Source organism: Colwellia sp. MB02u-9, from assembly GCF_014077085.1.
In the GTDB taxonomy this organism is placed as follows: Bacteria; Pseudomonadota; Gammaproteobacteria; order Enterobacterales; family Alteromonadaceae; genus Cognaticolwellia.
Window position 1 is genome coordinate 18785 of record NZ_JACGVF010000059.1, and the last position, 20061, is coordinate 38845.

At 40.1% G+C, this 20061-nt stretch carries 16 protein-coding genes; 12 read left to right on the top strand and 4 right to left on the bottom strand.

From position 1 onward, the window contains the following. Nucleotides 1-539 precede the first annotated feature (539 nt). The 10 genes from H4J65_RS00535 (at nucleotide 540) to pgi (ending at nucleotide 12201) form a co-directional block, all read left to right on the top strand. Nucleotides 540-1880, top strand: a complete 1341-nt coding sequence (locus H4J65_RS00535) for a hypothetical protein (RefSeq protein ID WP_259367457.1) — start codon at nucleotides 540-542, stop codon at nucleotides 1878-1880. Between the two features lie 183 nt (nucleotides 1881-2063). Next, the gene (locus tag H4J65_RS00540) at nucleotides 2064-3374 is read left to right on the top strand and encodes a sugar ABC transporter substrate-binding protein (protein WP_182194145.1); all 1311 of its coding nucleotides are present in this window, start codon (nucleotides 2064-2066) and stop codon (nucleotides 3372-3374) included. A gap of 68 nt (nucleotides 3375-3442) precedes the next feature. After that, complete coding sequence (locus tag H4J65_RS00545; RefSeq protein WP_182135256.1) at nucleotides 3443-4315, top strand: carbohydrate ABC transporter permease; 873 nt, start codon at nucleotides 3443-3445, stop codon at nucleotides 4313-4315. 3 nt (nucleotides 4316-4318) lie between these two features. Continuing rightward, entirely contained in the window at nucleotides 4319-5149 is an 831-nt protein-coding gene (locus H4J65_RS00550) for a carbohydrate ABC transporter permease (protein WP_182135254.1), read from the top strand. Between the two features lie 11 nt (nucleotides 5150-5160). Continuing rightward, nucleotides 5161-6189: an ABC transporter ATP-binding protein gene (locus H4J65_RS00555; protein WP_182194149.1), complete on the top strand. Its 1029-nt coding sequence runs from the start codon at nucleotides 5161-5163 to the stop codon at nucleotides 6187-6189. A 28-nt stretch (nucleotides 6190-6217) separates the two neighbouring features. Continuing rightward, a complete protein-coding gene (locus H4J65_RS00560; protein WP_182194153.1) occupies nucleotides 6218-7684 on the top strand; it encodes a mannitol dehydrogenase family protein in 1467 nt (488 codons plus the stop codon). Nucleotides 7685-7706: 22 nt separating this feature from the next. Then, nucleotides 7707-8417, top strand: coding sequence for an HAD family phosphatase (locus H4J65_RS00565; protein WP_182194156.1), 711 nt, complete (start codon nucleotides 7707-7709; stop codon nucleotides 8415-8417). 3 nt (nucleotides 8418-8420) lie between these two features. After that, complete coding sequence (locus tag H4J65_RS00570) at nucleotides 8421-9380, top strand: sugar-binding transcriptional regulator (protein ID WP_182135246.1); 960 nt, start codon at nucleotides 8421-8423, stop codon at nucleotides 9378-9380. Between the two features lie 117 nt (nucleotides 9381-9497). Then, nucleotides 9498-10430: a carbohydrate kinase gene (locus tag H4J65_RS00575; RefSeq protein WP_182194161.1), complete on the top strand. Its 933-nt coding sequence runs from the start codon at nucleotides 9498-9500 to the stop codon at nucleotides 10428-10430. A gap of 130 nt (nucleotides 10431-10560) precedes the next feature. Then, entirely contained in the window at nucleotides 10561-12201 is a 1641-nt protein-coding gene (gene pgi / locus H4J65_RS00580; protein WP_182194164.1) for a glucose-6-phosphate isomerase, read from the top strand. 328 nt (nucleotides 12202-12529) lie between these two features. Here pgi and H4J65_RS00585 read toward each other — a convergent pair whose 3' ends face one another. The 4 genes from H4J65_RS00585 to H4J65_RS00600 form a co-directional block, all read right to left on the bottom strand. Further along, nucleotides 12530-13966, bottom strand: a complete 1437-nt coding sequence (locus H4J65_RS00585) for an ATP-binding protein (protein ID WP_182194168.1) — start codon at nucleotides 13964-13966, stop codon at nucleotides 12530-12532. 59 nt (nucleotides 13967-14025) lie between these two features. Continuing rightward, the gene (locus tag H4J65_RS00590; RefSeq protein WP_182135239.1) at nucleotides 14026-14574 is read right to left on the bottom strand and encodes a hypothetical protein; all 549 of its coding nucleotides are present in this window, start codon (nucleotides 14572-14574) and stop codon (nucleotides 14026-14028) included. A gap of 60 nt (nucleotides 14575-14634) precedes the next feature. After that, nucleotides 14635-15870 (bottom strand): ATP-binding protein, encoded by a 1236-nt coding sequence (locus H4J65_RS00595; RefSeq protein ID WP_182194171.1) that lies wholly within the window; start codon nucleotides 15868-15870, stop codon nucleotides 14635-14637. 75 nt (nucleotides 15871-15945) lie between these two features. Further along, entirely contained in the window at nucleotides 15946-17649 is a 1704-nt protein-coding gene (locus H4J65_RS00600) for a GGDEF domain-containing response regulator (protein WP_182194174.1), read from the bottom strand. A gap of 370 nt (nucleotides 17650-18019) precedes the next feature. Here H4J65_RS00600 and H4J65_RS00605 point away from each other — a divergent pair, with 370 nt between their 5' ends. After that, complete coding sequence (locus H4J65_RS00605; protein WP_182194178.1) at nucleotides 18020-19090, top strand: ATP-binding protein; 1071 nt, start codon at nucleotides 18020-18022, stop codon at nucleotides 19088-19090. A 73-nt stretch (nucleotides 19091-19163) separates the two neighbouring features. Continuing rightward, a complete protein-coding gene (locus H4J65_RS00610; RefSeq protein ID WP_182194181.1) occupies nucleotides 19164-19607 on the top strand; it encodes a response regulator in 444 nt (147 codons plus the stop codon). Nucleotides 19608-20061 lie beyond the last annotated feature (454 nt).

Here is a 20061-nt window from a genome sequence, read left to right on the forward strand (position 1 = left end):
ATTTTTAGCCTAATGCGTAGGAGGTTTTTTTATACCCAAACGCAGCTAAACAAAACTAAAAAATCTCATCAGTATGCCTGTTGTAAATATAATGTTGCCCTATTCAATGGCGCTAATCTTAGTTTTAAAGTGTCATTTTTACTTCATTTGAACCTTATTTAAACCATATTATAACCACTTTTTATGCATGTTCTAGTGCGAAAAGCACCGAGAAGCAAACATAAAATCGAAATATCCTATCTCTAATTTAGCTTTTTCATAAACTATATATGAAAATAATTAATTGAATTTAATGACTAATATTTATTTTATTAAAAAGCATGGGTCTTTTATGAACAAACAGGTTGACTATATAAATTTTGAGTGGGATTATGTTCAGCGCCTGAACATTTATACGAAAGATGGCTTTTGTAAGTTAACGGGTTCAAATGTAAATAAATTAATAAGTTTACAAATAACACATAAAATATACAGGGTTCACTATGTTAAAAAACATACAAACAACACTAACTTTGTTAGCAGCTAAAAGGGGAATGAATATGTCCAACTTAACAATCCGCAAAACTCATAAATTTGGTTTACTCGCAGCAGCGGTTATGGCCGCATCAGCACCGACGTACGTACAATCTGCCGAATTTCTTGACGGCCTTGCAGAAGTTAACTTCCTCGCATTGCAAAACTACCAAGCCATTCAAGCGAAAGAGGGCGCGTTTCGTCCAGTAGACGAAGAGCAGTCTTCAGGCTTTGGTCGTATCAGAGTTAATTTACAATTTAAATTTCACATCAACGAGTATATCGTCGCTGATGTCGACATCGCGGAAGAGCCAAACGATTTTGGTAATAACGGCGACCGAGATTTCGCCTTTCACCAAGATTTCGCCGGGATTGAATTTGAACTACTCGGCCTTTCTGGCGCCGCGCGCGATAACGCTGACTTAACACTTCGCTTAGGTAACATAGGCGCATCACCTTTCCAATTTAAAGGTTTTCAAGATGGCGCTGATAACCAAGGCAATGCCCTTATTGGTAACGGTATAACAGACTATGCAACTGCAGAAAATGGGATGCAATTAAGCTACAGCGAGACACGCGATAGCGGTCTGATCCGCGGCTATAATGTTGCCGGTCATGTCACTACGTCAAGTTTTGGTGAAGCCTTCCAAGAAGATCGCGGCTTTAACTTTCGACTGCAAGGAACACTTGAATTTGCTGGCGGGTTTAAAGCGGGTTTAAATTATTTCCAAGCCAACCAAGGCGACCAACTACGTTTTGAAAATGGTGTAGCCAGTCTTGCTGGTGTTACCACCACTAACTATCGCTTTGGTGATGGTGAAAACTACAACTTCTCTGCTTCAGGTTCGAGCGAGCGTGATACCCATGTTGGCGCTATGCCAGGGGTTGAACAGTCAATTATTCAGTTAAACTTAGCGTATCAGCCAACTGCAGAAACTAGTCTAATTTTCATGTTAGGTAAGTCAACGGATGATTACACTTTCGCCGATGCCGCCGGTAACGCCGTAGCCGGCATTACTTACTTTGGTGTTGACGGTATTGCCGATGCTAATGGTACAACTTTCGACTCAAATAGTGTCATTAAAGGCGACTCGTCTGTTGAGTACTACACCTTTGAAGCACAGCACTACATAATACCGAACAAGTTTTATCTAGCGGCGCGTTATTCAGAAGCGGAAAACACTTCAGATTTAATCGCACAAACTGACAACACGGTTGAGCGTATTCAAGTCGCCGCAGGTTACTGGTTTAATGACAAAACATTGTTGAAGTTTGAATATGTTGATCAAGAAGAAGGCGCTAATTCAGGTGGCCAAATCGGTACAGGCTTTGACGGCTTCACCTCAGAGATTTCGGTTAAGTTTTAAAAAATTAGCCGGCGTTGTCGGCTGATTAACGCTAGCCATGTTGACCTGGGCTTAAGCCCAAGCGGCATGGCAAGTCTATTTTCTTATAGACTACAATAACTTACAATGACAATTATAATGATAATAAAAGTCTCATTTAACACCGTTTGGTGAGACATTAACGTTGAATATGGGGAACACCTGATGAAAAATAAATTAATGATGCTAGCTTGTGGCGTGATGACCATGAGTGCAGCAGTCGCCGCAAAAGAGACGATCACCATCGCCACAGTTAACAATGGTGACATGATCACCATGAAAGAACTCAGCAATGACTTCACCCGCCAAAACCCTGATATCGCCTTAAAGTGGGTGACTTTAGAAGAGAATATCCTTCGTCAACGTGTCACGACTGATGTGGCCACCGGTGGTGGACAATACGACGTAATGACCATAGGCACATATGAAGTGCCAATTTGGGGCAAACAAGGTTGGTTAACTGAACTTGATAACCTAGGCGCCAGCTATGATGTTGATGATTTATTACCCGCGATAAGAAGTGGCTTAACCGTAGACGAAAAGCTTTTTGCCGCCCCATTTTATGGTGAAAGTTCGATGGTGATGTATCGCACCGACTTGATTGCAAAAGCGGGACTTGAAATGCCTAAAAAGCCAAGTTGGGGCTTTATTCGTCAAGCAGCTAAAGCCATGACAGACAAAGAAGCCGGTGTTTATGGTATCTGTTTACGGGGTAAAGCCGGTTGGGGTGATAATATGGCCCTAATAACGGCTATGTCTAACTCATTTGGTGCGCGTTGGTTTGACGAAAACTGGCAACCACAATTTGACACCCAAGAATGGCATGACACCTTGCAATACTATGTAGATGTGATGGCAGAGTCTGGTCCTCCGGGCGCATCCGCTAATGGTTTTAATGAAAACTTAGCCTTATTCCAAACCGGTAAATGCGGTATGTGGATTGATGCCACGGTGGCAGGTTCATTTGTGACTAACGAAAAAGATTCTGCCGTAGCAGACAAGGTCGGCTTTGCTTTAGCCCCGGATAAAGGTTTAGGCAAACGCGGAAACTGGTTGTGGGCTTGGACATTAGCTATTCCTTCAAGTAGTAAGAGATCTGACGCGGCGATGAAATTTATCAGTTGGGCAACGTCTAAAGAATATTCAGCTTTAGTGGCTAAAAACAAAGGCTGGGCAAAAGTACCACCGGGTACTAGAACGTCACTTTACAATAATCCTAAATACCTCAGTGCGGCACCTTTTGCACAAATTACTATAGATTCTATCCAATCGGCTGATCCTGTTAACCCAACCGTTAAACCTGTTCCTTATGTGGGTGTGCAATTTGTCGCTATCCCTGAGTTTCAAGGTATCGGCACGGCAGTTGGACAACAATTTGCGGCGGCACTGACCGGCACCATGACGGTAAAGGAAGCGTTAAAGGCTTCTCAGCGTTTAGTAGAGCGTACAATGCGCAAAGCGCGTTATCCAAAATAGTTCATTAGTTATTGGTGGGCAAGCACGTAAGTGCTTGCCCTAAGCTTTACTTATAAGAGGTTTTACTGTTGGCGACTTCAAATTCAAGAACACTCGCTCGGTTAATGTTATTTCCTTCAGTTGTTTTACTGTTGGCTTGGATGTTGGTACCGCTATGCATGACATTGTATTTTTCATTTTTAGATTACAATCTACTTACCCCTGGAAATAATGCCTTTATTGGTTTTCTAAACTATGAATTTTTCCTGACCGATCCGGCATTTTTTGCTTCATTTTTCAATACAATATTACTGGTGGGTGGTGTTTTACTGATCACCCTGGGCGGTGGTATTGGTTTAGCTATTTTGCTTGACCAAGCTATTTGGGGTCGTAACTACGTCCGTATTATGGTCTTAGCCCCCTTCTTTGTTATGCCGACGGTTTCTGCCTTAGTGTGGAAAAATATGCTGATGAACCCGGTGAATGGTTTATTTGCACATTTTGCGACTTGGCTTGGCATGTCGCCGATTGATTTCTTTGCTCAAATACCCTTATTGTCCATCATTATTATTGTCTCGTGGCAGTGGTTACCGTTTGCCGCGCTGATATTACTGACGTCAATTCAATCGTTAGATCGAGAGCAACTTGACGCCGCCGATTTAGATGGTGCGGGTCCCTTCAGTAAATTTTATTACATCGTTTTGCCGCACTTATCGCGCGCCATTACCGCGGTAATTTTAATTGAAACTATCTTCTTACTGTCAATTTTCGCCGAAATATTAGTCACAACCAGCGGTGGTCCAGGCTATGAATCAACCAATATCACCTATCTGATTTACACCCAATCATTATTACAATTCGACGTCGGTGGTGGCTCAGCAGGCGGCATTGTTGCTGTTATTATCGCCAATATAGTTGCTATTTTCTTAATGCGATTAATTGGTAAGAACTTGGAGGATTAAGCGATGTCGATAAAAAATAGTCATAGATCAAAAATTATTTATACCTTTTTAGCTTGGACGATCAGTAGCTTAATATTTTTCCCCATATTATGGACCTTGATCACTAGCTTTAAAACAGAAGCGGAAGCTATCTCTGCTAGCCCAAGCTTATTTATGTTTGACTGGACGCTAGAGAATTATGAAGAGGTATTAGCCCGATCGCCTTACTTTAACCACTTTTGGAATTCTATAGTGATTTCACTAGGGTCAAGTATTTTAGGGCTACTCATTGCTATCCCTGCGGCTTGGTCCATGGCATTTGTACAAACGAAACGCACTAAACATTTATTAATGTGGATGCTTTCAACCAAAATGTTACCGCCGGTGGGCGTGCTTATTCCCATTTACTTGTTGTTTCGTGATTTTGGTTTACTCGATACTAAAGTAGGTTTGGTGATTGTGATGACCTTAATTAACTTACCTATCATGGTGTGGATGCTCTACACCTATTTCAGAGAAATCCCCAGTGAAGTGCTTGAAGCATCACGCATGGATGGGGCCAATATTGCTGAGGAAATTTGGTATGTACTCTTGCCTATCGCTTTGCCAGGTATCGCATCAACATTATTGTTAACGGTAATTTTAGCGTGGAACGAAGCTTTTTGGACGCTGATTTTAACCGCCGCCGACGCCGCGCCATTAACGGCCTTTATAGCTAGCTATTCAAGCCCCGAAGGTTTGTTTTATGCCAAGTTGTCTGCCGCGTCAATGATGGCGATAGTGCCGATCCTGATATTGGGTTGGTTTAGTCAAAAACAATTAGTGCGTGGATTAAGTTTCGGCGCCGTTAAATAGGAAATTTCAAAATGGGCAGTATTAATTTAAAACAAGTAACAAAAGATTTTGGTGATGTTAGCGTCATTAAACCGATTGATTTAGCCATTAAAGATGGTGAGTTTATTGTCTTTGTGGGGCCGTCAGGCTGTGGCAAATCCACCTTATTAAGAATGATTGCGGGCTTAGAAGACACCACCAGCGGCAACATAGAAATTGATGGCCAAGATGCGACTGATACCCCACCGGCTAAAAGAGGGCTAGCTATGGTGTTTCAATCTTATGCTTTGTACCCTCATATGTCGGTGCGCAACAATATCGCTTTTCCCTTAAAGCGTGCGAAAGTTAGCAAAGAAGAGATTGAGAAAAAAATAGCAAGTGTCACCAAAACATTAAACCTATCTGATTACCTTGACCGTAAACCAGGGCAATTATCTGGCGGTCAACGCCAACGTGTTGCTATTGGTCGTGCCATCGTGCGTCAGCCTTCTGCTTTTTTATTCGATGAGCCCTTATCTAATTTAGATGCGTCTTTGCGGGTCAATATGCGTTTAGAGATTTCTGAGCTGCATAAAACCCTCGCCACGACCATGATTTATGTTACCCATGATCAGGTAGAAGCCATGACAATGGCCGATCGTATTGCGGTATTTAATGCCGGCATCATCGAGCAAGTGGGTAGCCCACTTGAGCTTTACAACACGCCAGTGAATAAATTTGTGGCGGGTTTTATTGGCTCGCCAAAAATGAACTTTATAGATGTTGAGCCAACGGCTACCGATGCCACTTGTTGCTTAGGCATAAGACCTGAGCATATTACTATATCAACAACGTCAGGTACCTGGCCTGGAAAAGTAGGGGTTATCGAACATCTTGGCTCTGAAACTTTTTTACATGTGCATGTTGAAGGTAAAGCCACCTTTACCGTAAAAGCCGGTGGCGATTGCCCTTATGTTTATGGCGACAATATTTATTTAAGTGCCGTAGAAAACAAGATGCTACATTTTGATGCCGCAGGTATCACTTTGCCTCAACAACACGCTAGCCTTGTTGCTATTTAGCCGGTTGAATACCTAAGAGCAGTTATATATGTCAATTAAGCTAAACAATCAAACCCTAGATACACTGCCAAGTAAGGTTGAAAAACCTCACTATAGTAGAGAATCTTTGTCGCCAGGCATCATTCATATCGGTGTCGGTAATTTTCATCGTGCGCATCAAGCTATGTATATGCACAAATTATTTAACACAGGAACGGCTCACGATTGGGCTATTCGCGGTGCTGGCATTAAGTCATACGATGCGGCGATGCGAGATAAACTTAAACAACAAGACTGGTTAACAACGGTTGTTGAATTAGATGATAATAACCTGACCGCTCAAGTTACTGCATCGATGATCGATTTTATTGAAAATGACGCCGCCACGTTAATTGCGGCGCTCAGTGAAAGTGAAATTCGAATCGTTTCATTAACCATTACTGAAGGTGGTTACTTTATGGATGACAAAACAGGTGCTTTTAACCTGGCTCATCCAGAAATTCAAGCCGATATTGCCAATATCGACTCACCTTCAACCGTATTTGGTTTAATTATTGCGGCACTTAAAATTCGCCGAGCACAAGAAATAGCCCCTTTTACGGTCATGTCTTGTGACAACATTCCACATAATGGTCGTGTAGTGCAACGTGTGGTTAATGAAATGGCCAATGCGATTGACCCAGAACTAGCCTTGTGGATCAACACTCATGTGACGTTTCCAAACTCGATGGTTGACTGTATTACGCCTGCAACGTCAGCTCAAGAGCGTGAACGTTTAACCACATTGTTTGATATTGAAGACCAAGCGCCGGTTTTTTGTGAACCGTTCAGACAATGGGTATTAGAAGATAACTTTGTCAATGGTCGCCCACCTTTAGAGCAAGTAGGCGTTGAATTTGTTGACGATGTCGCACCATTTGAATTAATGAAATTGCGCATTCTTAATGGCGGTCATGCCGCTATTGCCTACCCTGCCGCGCTGTTAAATATTGCTTTTGTGCATGACGTGATGGCCGATCCCTTGATCAGTAAATACCTTAAAAAGCTGGTCAGTGAAGAAATTATCCCAACACTTGCACCGGTACCTGGGGTTAGTTTTGATGATTATTTTGCCATTATCGAAGCTAGATTTGCTAATCCAGAGATACGCGATACCGTGCCTAGGCTTTGCCAAGATGCATCAAACCGCTTACCTAAGTTTATTCTACCCATAATAGCCGCCAATATAGCAAATAATAAAGACGGTAAAGGCCTCGCGCTTGTGGTGGCTTTATGGTGCCGACTTTGTTTTGAAGGCGGTAATGTTGACAATAACTTTACGCTTGATGATCCACAAGCAACAAGGTTAATAACACAAGCGACTCTAGCCAAAGAAGACCCGTCAGTATTTTTACAAATGAATGATATCTTTGGTAATCTTAGTAATGATGACAACTTTACTAAAAACTTTACCTTTTGGTTGGAAATGCTTTGGGATATCGGTACTCTTGCTACTCTAGAGAAGTATTTAAAATAACCACACAATAGGAAAAACAAAGATGACTGAATCTATGGCTTTATCTCGGCATAACTCGATAAATTTAGTCATCTTTGATTGCGACGGAGTCTTAGTCGATAGTGAAATATTAAGCCAGCGCGTATTACTTAATATGCTTGAAGAAATCGGTGTGGTGGTGTCAGAGGATTATTTTCTTACTCACTTCTTAGGGTTTAATTTTGAGCATGTTACCGCTAAAGTTCTCGCCGACTTTGCGGTTATTTTAACCAGTGAATTTCGCCAACGTTATCGAGCAGCCTTGATAGAGGTGTTTGCCGCTGAGCTCCAACAGACGGATCATTTGCAATGGCTATTATCTCAACTTAATGTCGACAGTTGTGTTGCTACCAGTGGCAGTCCAGAGAAAGTAAAACACTCACTGCATTATACCAAACTTGAACAGTATTTTGACGGCCAGGTATTTACGTCCTCTGAAGTAAAAAATGGCAAACCCGCACCAGATTTATTTTTACATGCGGCGAAAAAAATGGGCGTAGCACCGCAAAACTGTTTAGTGATAGAAGATTCCAACGCGGGTATCCGTGCTGCACTTGCAGCCAACATGCATGTCATCCGATATGTTGGGGCTAGTCATTTAAAAAATAAAGATAGCGCTACTCAAATACTCGAGGGTGTTAGTACAATAGGACATTGGAACCAGTTGTTTGAACAGGTACCTTCGCTAAGTTCATCATTTAAAATCGAGAGGTAAACCATGTTAAAGCGATCTAATGCAGAAACAAGAAAGCTAGACGATGCAGCTAAAGCCGGTTGGTTATATTATGTTGCCGGTAATACACAAGAAGAAATCGCCAAAAAGCTTAATGTCTCGCGTCAATCTGCACAACGCATGGTGGCGTTATCGGTTAGCGAAGGCTTGATTAAAGTCAGGCTAGAACATCCAATAGCTAAGTGCATGGATCTTCAAGTAAAGCTCAGAAATCGCTTTGGCTTAAAATCTTGTATTGTGGTGCCAAGTGACGATGGTGTACCGTCATCTACCTTAGGGCTTGCTCAAGCAGGTGCTCAGGAAATAGAAATGCACTTAAAATCATCTGAGCCCAAAGTGATAGCGATGGGAACAGGCCGAGTTTTACGCGCTTGTGTAGAAGAACTCTCCTTATTGAACTGTGAACAACATCAAATAGTGGCGCTATTGGGTAATATGGCTTCTGATGGTTCAGCCTCTTCATACGATGTTGTTATGCGTATGGCTGAACAAATTAACGCTAAGCATTACCCTATGCCATTACCGGTACTTCCCAATAGTAAAGAAGAAAAAGAGCAGTTGCACGCGCAACATTATGTCGCTAATAATTTAAAGTTAGCCGCGCAAGCTGATGTTACTTTTGTTGGCGTTGGTAATTTAGCTATTAATTCTCCACTTTATATCGATGGTTTTGTTACCCCAAAAGAACTCAAAGAGTTACAAACCAAAGGTGCTGTCGGTGAGTTAATTAGTTGGATTCTAGATATCAAGGGTAATTTGATTGACTGCTCCGTTAACCAACGGGTTGCTAGTACGCCTTTAAAAATAAACTCTGACAAGGCGGTATATGCTATTGCCGCTGGTGAAGAAAAGGTATTTGCCATACTAGGAGCACTTAGATCTAAATTAATCAATGGCTTAATCACCAATGAATACACAGCTGAACGCTTATTAAGCATAGATTAAAATCGACGGTATTTATATTGCTGTTTCACCTCACAATGCCGATTTCAGCACATTAACAATTAAAACTAACCTGTTGTGTTTTAACAAACCCGCAACAGGTAAATGAAAGGAATTAACATGACATTTAAAGTAGCTGTTTTCGGTGAAGCGCTTTTTGATATGATCGAGCAAGAAAATGACGATTACCGTCCTTTTATTGGTGGATCTCCCTATAATGTAGCAAGAAGCTTTTCTAGACAGGGACTTGACTGTAGTTACTTATCACCTATTTCAACTGATATATTTGGCGATAAAATTTACCAGTCTGCCGTCAAAGAAGGTATCAATATCCCGGTTAATAACCGCTCGATGCAAAAAACCTCGTTAGCGTTAGTGTATAAAGATGAACAAGGTAACCCAGACTACAGCTTGTATCGTAAGTCAGTTGCTGACTTAGATATTAGCGCTGAGCAGCTTTTAGACATGCTGCCAAAAGATTTAGATCTTTTTCATACCGGTTCTTTAGCACTCGTGCCTGGAATGCTTGAGGTGTTAATTCCGGTGATGACCGTGCTGAAATCTAGAGGCGTAAAAATTAGTATCGATGTCAATGTCCGTAAAGGTGTTGAAATTGACCACGGTAAATATGTTGCCGCCATTGCACAATTTTTCACCTTTGCCGACATTGTAAAAGTCAGTGATGAAGACTTACAATTGCAAGATTTAACGGGTGATCCAGAACATCTCGCTAGCGCTATGCTTAAGCAGATGACCAACGGCATGGTGGTACTAACCTTAGGTGAACAGGGTGCGCACTTTATTACCGAAACCCTAAATATTAAGCAAGATGTATTTAAAGCTGTGCCTATGGGCGATACCGTAGGTGCCGGAGATACTTTCTTTTCAGCGATGCTAGCTCAATTACTTCGTGATAATGCGCTAACACCGTCAGCAAAACAGGAAGACTTAGCTTACGCGTTAAAATTTGGCTCTTTGGCGGCGGCGATTAACGTCTCAAAAATAGGTTGCCAACCACCGACTCATCAAGCAGTGCTCAGTAAATTAGATTAGCGTTTTGGCTTGTTAAAGCCAATAGCACTAACATTGAATAGATAGCACTGTTGTCGTCAGCAAAAATCATTTTTGTTCACGACTCCATTTTTTGAAAAAACTTAAATTTTATTAGAAAGGCTTATTACACATGTTAACTAATTCACTGGCATGGCAAAACTTACAAATTCATTATTTAGACAGCAAAATAATACACTTAAAATCTTTATTTCGTATTGACCCTGAACGCTTTGATAAATTCACCATCACCGCAGCAGGATTAACCTTAGATTACTCCAAGAATCATTTGGTACCAGAAACAAAGAACTTGCTTGTTGATTTGGCGAAACAGTGCGGTGTAGATGAAAAAATAGAAAAAATGTTTTCTGGCGCGCCAATAAATACCACTGAAAATCGCCCAGTGTTACATACCGCCTTACGTAATTTTTCTAATGAGCCGGTGTATGTTGATGGCGAGAATATTATGCCCTTGGTCAATGACACCTTAGAAAAAATCAAAGGTTTTGTGAATGATGTTTCCTCGGGCGTTACCAAAGGTTATAGCGGCAAGGCTTTTAAAGATATTGTTGCTATTGGTATTGGCGGCTCATTTTTAGGGCCTAAAATTATGTCTGAAGCCTTAAAGCCATATCGTCAAAAACACTTGAATGTACATTATGTCGCCAATGTGGATGGTTGTCATATTCATGATGTGCTGTCGGGTTTAGATCCAGCAACAACCTTGGTGATCACCTCATCAAAAACATTAACCACCCAAGAAACTCTAAGAAATACTGAAACGGCGAAAGAATGGTTTTTAAAACAAGCCAAATTCAGTGATATTCAACATAACTTTGCTTGTGTATCGGCTAATATTGAAGCGGCTAAAAGTTTTGGTATCAATGAAAAAAATATCTTTCCCATGTGGGATTGGGTCGGTGGACGATATTCTATTTGGTCAGCCATTGGTTTACCGCTTGCTATGGGTATTGGCTTTGATAACTACTTAGCGTTTTTACATGGCGCCTTTGAAATGGATGAACATTTTAGACAAGCACCATTTGAAGAAAATATGCCGGTAATTATGGCACTATTAGGTATTTGGTATAGAAATTTCCATGGTGCACAATCGCAAGTATTACTGCCCTACTACCACTATTTACGTGGTTTACCGGCATACATACAACAACTGGATATGGAAAGTAACGGTAAATCGGTCAACTTAGATAATAAAGAAACCAACTACGATACCGGCCCTATTATTTGGGGTAGTGAAGGAACCAATGGACAGCATTCTTTTCATCAATTAATTCATCAAAGTAAAACGCCTATACCGGTCGACTTTATTCTTCCGCTTAACCCTCATGTTGATATTTCAGATCATCATGACATGTTAATTGCCAACTGTTTGGGACAAAGCCAAGCGTTAATGGAAGGTCAAACTGAAGAACAAGTTATTGCCGCGATGACCAAAGCAAAATGCAGCACCGATGAGATAAGTTACTTATCATCTCATAAAGTCATGAAAGGCAATAAACCCAGTAACACCATCTTAATGCCAAAATTAACCCCGAAAGCTTTAGGTAGCTTAATTGCCCTGTACGAGCATAAAGTATTTGTTCAAGGCGTTATCTGGCAAATAAACTCATTTGATCAATGGGGTGTAGAATTAGGCAAAGCGCTCGGGAATGACATATTTAGTAAGCTGTCAAATATTGATATACCTTTAGATATGGATGGCTCAACTAAAGGGCTGATCAACATTTGTCGAAAAAGACGTACTATTACTTAACGCCATAATACCTTAAATAAATGCTAGAAAGCCTTTAACAATATGAGTTAAAGGCTTTCTAGCATTAAATATTTTATCTAATAAAAACATCATGTTAAAGTTTTTTATGTTGAAAATCAAGAGTTAAGGGATTCATCGAGTATAAATCTAAGGTGGATCGCGATACTCTATTTAGCAGAAAACTAGGCGCTAAAGTAAATATTCAGCAAGATATGACTTAAGTTATTTAAAGCGTTTTTGTGCCAAACACTTGAAATCATCATCGAAATTTAAGCTATTATTCAGACGGTTAATTGCTGCTTGGTGATCAAAAACTCATCAAGCATTTTCAGCTAGCTATTGTATTTGTATTTTGCTCAACATTGGGAAATTTAACAGAAACACAACATCCTTCGCCCAGTTGAGATTCAATTAACACCCGCCCCTTGTGCTTATCCATAATTGTTTTCACGATCGTCAAGCCAACCCCACTGCCTTTTGTAGTGGATAATTTTTCAAATAGATCAAAAATTAATTGGTGATATTTTGGGTCAATACCTATGCCATTGTCCTTGATATGAAGGGTGGTAGCAGACGAAGTTTTTGTGGTAAATATCTCAATAATTAAAGGGCGGGCAGGCTCTAAGTAACGTAGTGCGTTACTTAATAAATTTAATATTACTTCAGAGAGTAAGCGCTCATTCGCACTCACGGGAGCTAAATTTTTAGCAACATTGATCCTCGCATTCGCTTCTCCAATCGCTTCTTCTAAAGCAAGACATTGCTGTTGAATCACGACGTTAACATCGACATTAGCTGTGGTAATAGCTTGTTGTACTATACGAGATAAGTCGAGTAAATCGGCTAATAGTAGTTCCATGTTATCAGCATTTTGTATAATACGGTTCAATCGATAGCTTTGCTTTTCTGTCAAGGTATCAACAAGTTCTGCTTGCAACTTTTGGCTAAATGCTGCGATGGTAACTAAAGGTGATTTAAGATCGTGAGACACGGTGTAGATGAACTGCTCCATCTGCTTGTTCTTATTGATTAATTTTTTATTAAGTGTGGTAGCCTGACGTTTTTCTTTTTCCACATCTTGCATCACACTCAATAAAATGGCTTGTGAACGTGCCATATCAATTTCGTGACTTTCCATTTTGACATTGAGCGCCTTACTTAGCTCGAGGGCTGCTTGTTGCTTTTTAAAGAAAAATCGGATTATGGCCACTAAGGTGAGTAACAAGGCAACCATCACCAATAAACCCAACTTAAAGCTTCGATCGAGTAAATCAGACAATTGGCTTGCAAATAAGGCAGAAAGTTTCTGGTATATCGCTTCTATTTCCAAATGAGACGGTTCGTCGTCGTAACTCAAATAACGACCAAGTTCACGCACGTTGGTATTTTTATCAAGTAAACTAGGCAGCAAAGTTAAGCGTTCTCGGTAAGCTGTCAGCATATCTCTAGTCCCTGGCATTTTTAGCTCGCCAAGGATTAACCCACCTTGCAGCTCAATCTTATACAATTGAATGGTGGCTACACGTAAATTTTCCGAAGCTTTGTCGATATAGAGGCTATCTTCAGCGCGCAAAATAGCGTTTTTAAAATTATCGATTAAACCAACGAAGCCAATCTGGCTTTTAAGTTCATTGATCTCTGTATAAATCGCAACGCGCTTTTGATTTAACTCTTTTTGTTTTGACTCATAATCTAGGGCAATTAGCACTTCAAGTGTGATAAAGAACAACAGCAAGGTAGTCAGTACAGCATTTTTGGTATTCATTTATACTCCTGACAATAATGGCTCAGCATAAATAGCTTTAGCATAAGTATTTTTTTTCATTAAACATCGTAGCTCTTTGCTCGATCGAGTTCGCTCATTAGCGCATTCACTTCTTTTTTCAACTCAAGTATCCGATCCTCTCGGTCAAGTGTGACTGAATAAATTGAGCTCATTTGCTTGTTTTTTTGTTTTATCACTTCAAGCTCTGCCATAGCGCTATGATATTTGACTTCCACACCTGGTAATCGGATAAGCTGAGGTAGTTTAGGCGCCAAGACAATCGCGGTTAAAATAGAGGTAAAAGCGGTCAAGGCTTTTATCCAACCTTGATATTCATAAGCGGGATACCAAGTGACATAAATCGCCACAAAATGTGTGGTACCACAAAAGAAAATAAACGCCATAAATAAGGCAAATATGTCTTTGTGTGGCACGCTTTCTTTGCGTTTATACAGCAATATACCGATAATAAGGGTGATCAGATAATACGCAACACCAATGGTGATATCGGCTGTAACGTGGGTCCATAATATGTCAGGTCGCCAAAGGTAACAGTGTCCGTGAGGCATAAAATTGGGGTTAGCGAATTGTTGCAACCATTCGTTCATCTGCATTCCTTTTATGGCTTATTTAATTGATTGTTATTGTTATTAGTAAAATGATAGTGGTTACGTTTTAGGGAAACGCAGTTCAAAGCAACTACCCTGACCTAATTCAGACACTAAGCTTACCGAGCCATTATGTTTTTCCATGGCGGCTTTAACTAGACTCAAACCAATACCTGTGCCTTGGCCTGGATTAATTTGCTCAAAGACATTAAAAGCACGTTTTTGATCGCTTTTTGCTATGCCTATGCCATTGTCACTAATAAACAAAGAGACTGAAGCTTCCAACTCTTCGGTGTGAATTTTTAATGTTAAATCGCGCTCAGCACTTCGGTACCGAATGGCATTACTTAACAAATTATCAATGCATTGAGACAACAGGGTTTGATTAGCCCCGATGGCGTGCAGCGGCTTGGTTAACACCAATTCGACCTCCACCTCTTTGTACCCTGTTATCAATCTTTGCCAATTTTGCTCAATCAGCGTGGTGAGATCAATCGGCGCTTTGCTTATTTCAGCTTTCATGACTCTTGAAAGCTCTAATAAATTAGTCAACAAATCCCCCATATGAGTTAAATTTTCAAGTATTCTTTGAAAACGATGTTTCTGCTTTTCCGTGGTATGAGCTGATAACTCTTTGGCTAACATACTGGTGAAACCATTGATGGTCACCAAAGGCGATTTCAAATCATGGGATACGGTATAGACAAACTGCTCTAGCTCTTTGTTTTTTGCTTCTAAGCTTTTAGTTAATAACAGCGATTGCTCCAATGACCGTGATTGCGCCAAAAGATCATGTTGAATTCGCCCCGCTTTTCTCAGTTCTAATTGCGTAACCACTTGTTGAGCAATAATGATCAACTGCTTTTTTTGTAGTGCGGTCAAGGATGATGGTTTATTGTCGATAACACACAAGGTGCCTAATCGCAGGCCACTAGGTGTTACTAGAGGCGCTCCGGCATAAAAAATCACTTGCGTGGGCCCCGTCACTAAGGGGTTATCATGAAAACGCTGGTCTTTGCGGCTGTCTTGTATTTCAAATAATTCATCATGGTGAATAGCATGCGCGCAAAAAGCAATCTCGCGCGGTGTTTCTTGCGCGTCAAGCCCGTGATGAGACTTAAACCATTGTCGCTTTTCATCAATTAAAGAAATCAAAGCAATGGGTGTACCGCAAACACTAGACGCTAGATCGGTTAGCTGATCATAAGCCTGCTCTGCTAGCGTATCTAAAATGTTATACTCATCCAAAGCGTTTAGACGAGCCAATTCATTATTGGGTATTGCCGCTGATTTCATCTTTTTAGTTCACTCGGTTTAGTATTGACTTGTATGCTTAATATTGCGTCACCTGATAAAGCGCCGCTTGGGTAATTAACTTTGTTCAAGTAACTTTGCCTCTAACAAATCCGCTGGCATAGGCCGACCCAGTAAGTAACCTTGTATTTTGTCAATGTTCAACTTATGGCATAAAGCCAACTGACTGTCTGTTTCAATCCCCTCGGCAACAACGGTAAAATTGAGTAATTTCAGCATATGGGTGACCGCTTCCAACAAACATTTTTTAGTGCTGGCATCCGATTCATTTTTCTGTAGTGATTTATCCAGTTTAACAATGTCAATCGGGAAATTGTTCAAATGGGCGATGGAGGAAAATCCCATACCAAAGTCGTCTAAGGCAATTTTAAAGCCTAGTGATGAAAGCGAATGCAGCGTATCTCGCGTCACCTCGTCATCTTCTAGTAATGCTGTTTCAGTAATTTCTAAGACAATGGTTTCGGGAAAAATACCATGCTCTTCGGTTTTATTTTTAATTTTTTGCGTCAATTGAGCATCCTGCAATTGCAGCGCTGAAATGTTAATTGCCATGGTAAAGTTAGGATCAAAACGCTTTTGCCATGAGGCCAAGTCAGTTAAGGCAGCATTAATAACCCACTGTCCTAAGTCATGAATTAAACGTGTTTCCTCTGCAATAGGAATAAACTCATCGGGGGTATAAAATTTTGGTGTATCAGGCCATCTAATCAGCGCTTCGACACCTTGTATTTTTTCGTTATGGGCAGAAAAAACCGGTTGATAGAATAACCTGAACGAAGATTCTCTGAGAATGTCACTGATTTCACTTTGGATTAAGAAGCGACGGTTCAACTCATCCTGATAGTGTGACTGATAAAAGCGTAATGAGTTTTTACCGTTTTGCTTTGCTCGGTACATCGCGATATCAGCACACTTGACCAATTTATGACGGCTATCAGCATCATTAGGATACAAAGCGGCGCCAATACTTACCGTGCAATTGATGCGTTGGCCATCAATGTAGAAAGGTTTTTGCACTGACTTTAAGATGCGATTACCAATCATGTTAACTTCTTCAACCGAATGTATATTCGCCAAGGTGATAGCAAATTCGTCACCACCGAGTCGTGCAAAGCCATCGTTATCTCGGAGATATTTTTTGGCTCGAGCAACCCATTCAACCAATAATTGGTCTCCTGCATCATGACCTAAGGTATCATTGACGTACTTAAAGTTGTCTAAATCCAGCGCTAACATGCCCACTGAGACCTTCAGTCGTTTGCTATTGGCAATCATGAACTTAAGTGTCTCATCAAAATAGTAACGGTTATGCAAGCCAGTTAACTGGTCATTTTCCGCCATATTTTTTACGGCTAGGTAGCTTTGATGCATTCTTTGTTCCATCTCAAAGCGCTTAGTTGAATGAATAATCGCTTGATGGAGTTTAATATATGAAACATCACTTTTAGGGATAAAGTCTTGTGCACCCGCTTCAATGCAATTAAGCGCGATTGATGAGCCTTGCGCTGCACTGATAACAATGATGGCAGTATTGCCTAAGTTGGGGCGGGAACGTATTTCGATAATCATTTCAATGCCATTGACTTCAGGCATGTGATAATCCAGCAAAATAATGTCGAAGGATTCGGCATCCATCATCGCAAGACCGCTGGCAACAGAGTCGGCGTATTTCACTTCATAATTATTTTGCAAAGACGAGGTTAGCGCTCTTTTAACGATCGCCATATCTATTTCGTCATCATCAACAATTAGTATTTTCATTTTTGATCTCATCCCTGTATGTATATTTGCTTTAAAACCTATTAACAAGGCTGTTTAAAACTTTTGCAAAATCAGATCATATTAAGCGTGTATTGAAAGCCTTTTTTTTCAAAATTAAAGCTGGGTTTGGCTAAATACGCAAAATATATTCTGATCCATTACGGGTAGTACTTTAGATCGCTCAATGCCTATTTCACACAAATTTTTCGTTGTGATATGTTTAGACATTATCAATATAAGTTGATAATGTCTAAGTATATTTTATATATAAACCGCTTTATATGTGTATATTTTGTATGTGATTTGTAAATGCTTTGTGTTTGAATTATGTACAAGGTATTTGGATTAATGACCACGGATAACACCTAATATGAAAGTGATAGTAATAGAAGATAACCCCGATCATTTTGAGATTATTGAAGATGCGTTTGCGTCTATTACTGCAATACAGGCTCAAGTTGTTCGAGCTGACACTTTAGCAGCCGGAAAATCACTGTTGTTTTCTGAACACTTTGATATCTGCTTGTGCGACTTACAGCTTCCTGACTCAACAATAGAACAAACAGTAGAGTGGTTAAGTTCACAAACCCATCCATTGCCTATGGTAACATTGACCTCACTACACAGCATTGAAATAGCCCAAAACTTGCTTCACAAGGGCGTGCAAGACTATCTATCTAAAGACGAACTGACCGCACAATTACTCTACAAGACATGCCAGTATGCTATTGAACGTTTCAGACACCAACAGGAGACCACTGGATATAATCAAGACATGCAAGTATTCTGTGACAGTTTATCGCACGATTTCAATGGCCACATTAACCGTATTAAAGGTGTATCCAGAGCGTTAAAGTCAGATTTGATGGAAAGAATCAGTTGCACAACAGATGAATTACAATGGTTTGATTATCTTGAAACAAGTACCTCAGAAGTACAAAACTTAGTTTCTGACTTGCAAAGTTACTTATCGGTTGGCTATGTAAACCAGAGCTTTGAAACGGTCTGTTTGAAGTTGGTAGTCAAAAAAGTAGTGGCCTCCCTAAAAAGCGCGCTGCAAATTGATTTTGAAGCTAATATGCCAAACGAACTTGCTACCATTTCAGGCAACCCTGCGTTATTGCAACTGCTGTTCCAAAATCTTATCGCTAACAGCATAAAGTTCAATAGTAATCGGCCAATAATTGACATAACGATGCAAGACAATGGTAATTATATTGATATTATTTTACAGGACAATGGCATTGGATTTGATCCAATACACGCCCAAAAAATATTTTCGCCGTTTAATCGACTAGCTAACCGTAATAAATTTTCAGGCTCTGGCTTAGGCTTAAGTATCGTTAAGCGAATCGTTGCACACCACGATGGCAGTATCGAAGCAGACTCAGTATTAGGCGTAGGTAGTAAATTCACCCTTAAATTCAAAAAAGAAGCATAAAAAGATTAATATTTAACGTATCAACAATGGGCTAATTTATCTTTAAAAAACCCAAACCAACAAGGAGACAAGTGTGGATGATTTTAAACCTATTTCGGCATTAATGGTGGAAGACAATATCGATCATGCAGAGCTGATGATGGATGCTTTCAACGATTTTAATATTAAAAATACCATAGCACATGTCATGGACGGTGAGCAGGCTATTGCCTATCTAAAAAACGCAGCACCTTATGAGAACAGGAGTAAATTTACCCGTCCAGATATTGTTTTTTTAGATATTAGAATGCCCAGGCAAGGCGGTATTGAAACGCTAAAAATAATGAAAGCCGATGATGACCTGTGCAGTATTCCGGTTGTGATGATAAGTACCTCAAAAACTGAGCCAGAAATAAAAGAGTGTTATCGTTTAGGTGCTAGTGGCTATATTACTAAACCACTGAAATTCGATGATTTTTCGAAAAAAATGAAGGAATTAAACTACTATTGGGTACTAACATCTGAGTTACCAAAATAAAATATGGGCTGTTGTGATCTTGATTTAACTCGCACCTTGTATCAAGCGAGAAAATAATATCAATACTTCAGCCATAGTAGATAATCTCTGCTGGCGAAAACCAGTAGGGATTGTTTTACTTATCAAACTACCAAGCAATTCACCTGATGTTCATCGAATGATTTCACTATTTCTCATATGATTTTCTATTCTTAACTGAGCTTTTCCTGAGCTTTAACTAAGCAAGCAGAACTTAAACTTAACCTAAACCTAAACCTAAACATAAGTTCAGCATAAGCTCAGTAGTATTAGCCCCACAAGTAGTCTCCTTGTGCTAAAGGCAGCTATTGAAAAATAAAAACGAACATCTAGACGTCTAGATTGACAAGTGAAATTTACACCATATAATGCTATTCAATATAGACATTCCACCAAATACAGTTATTGTTTAGTTTGAATAAAATAATAACTAAAA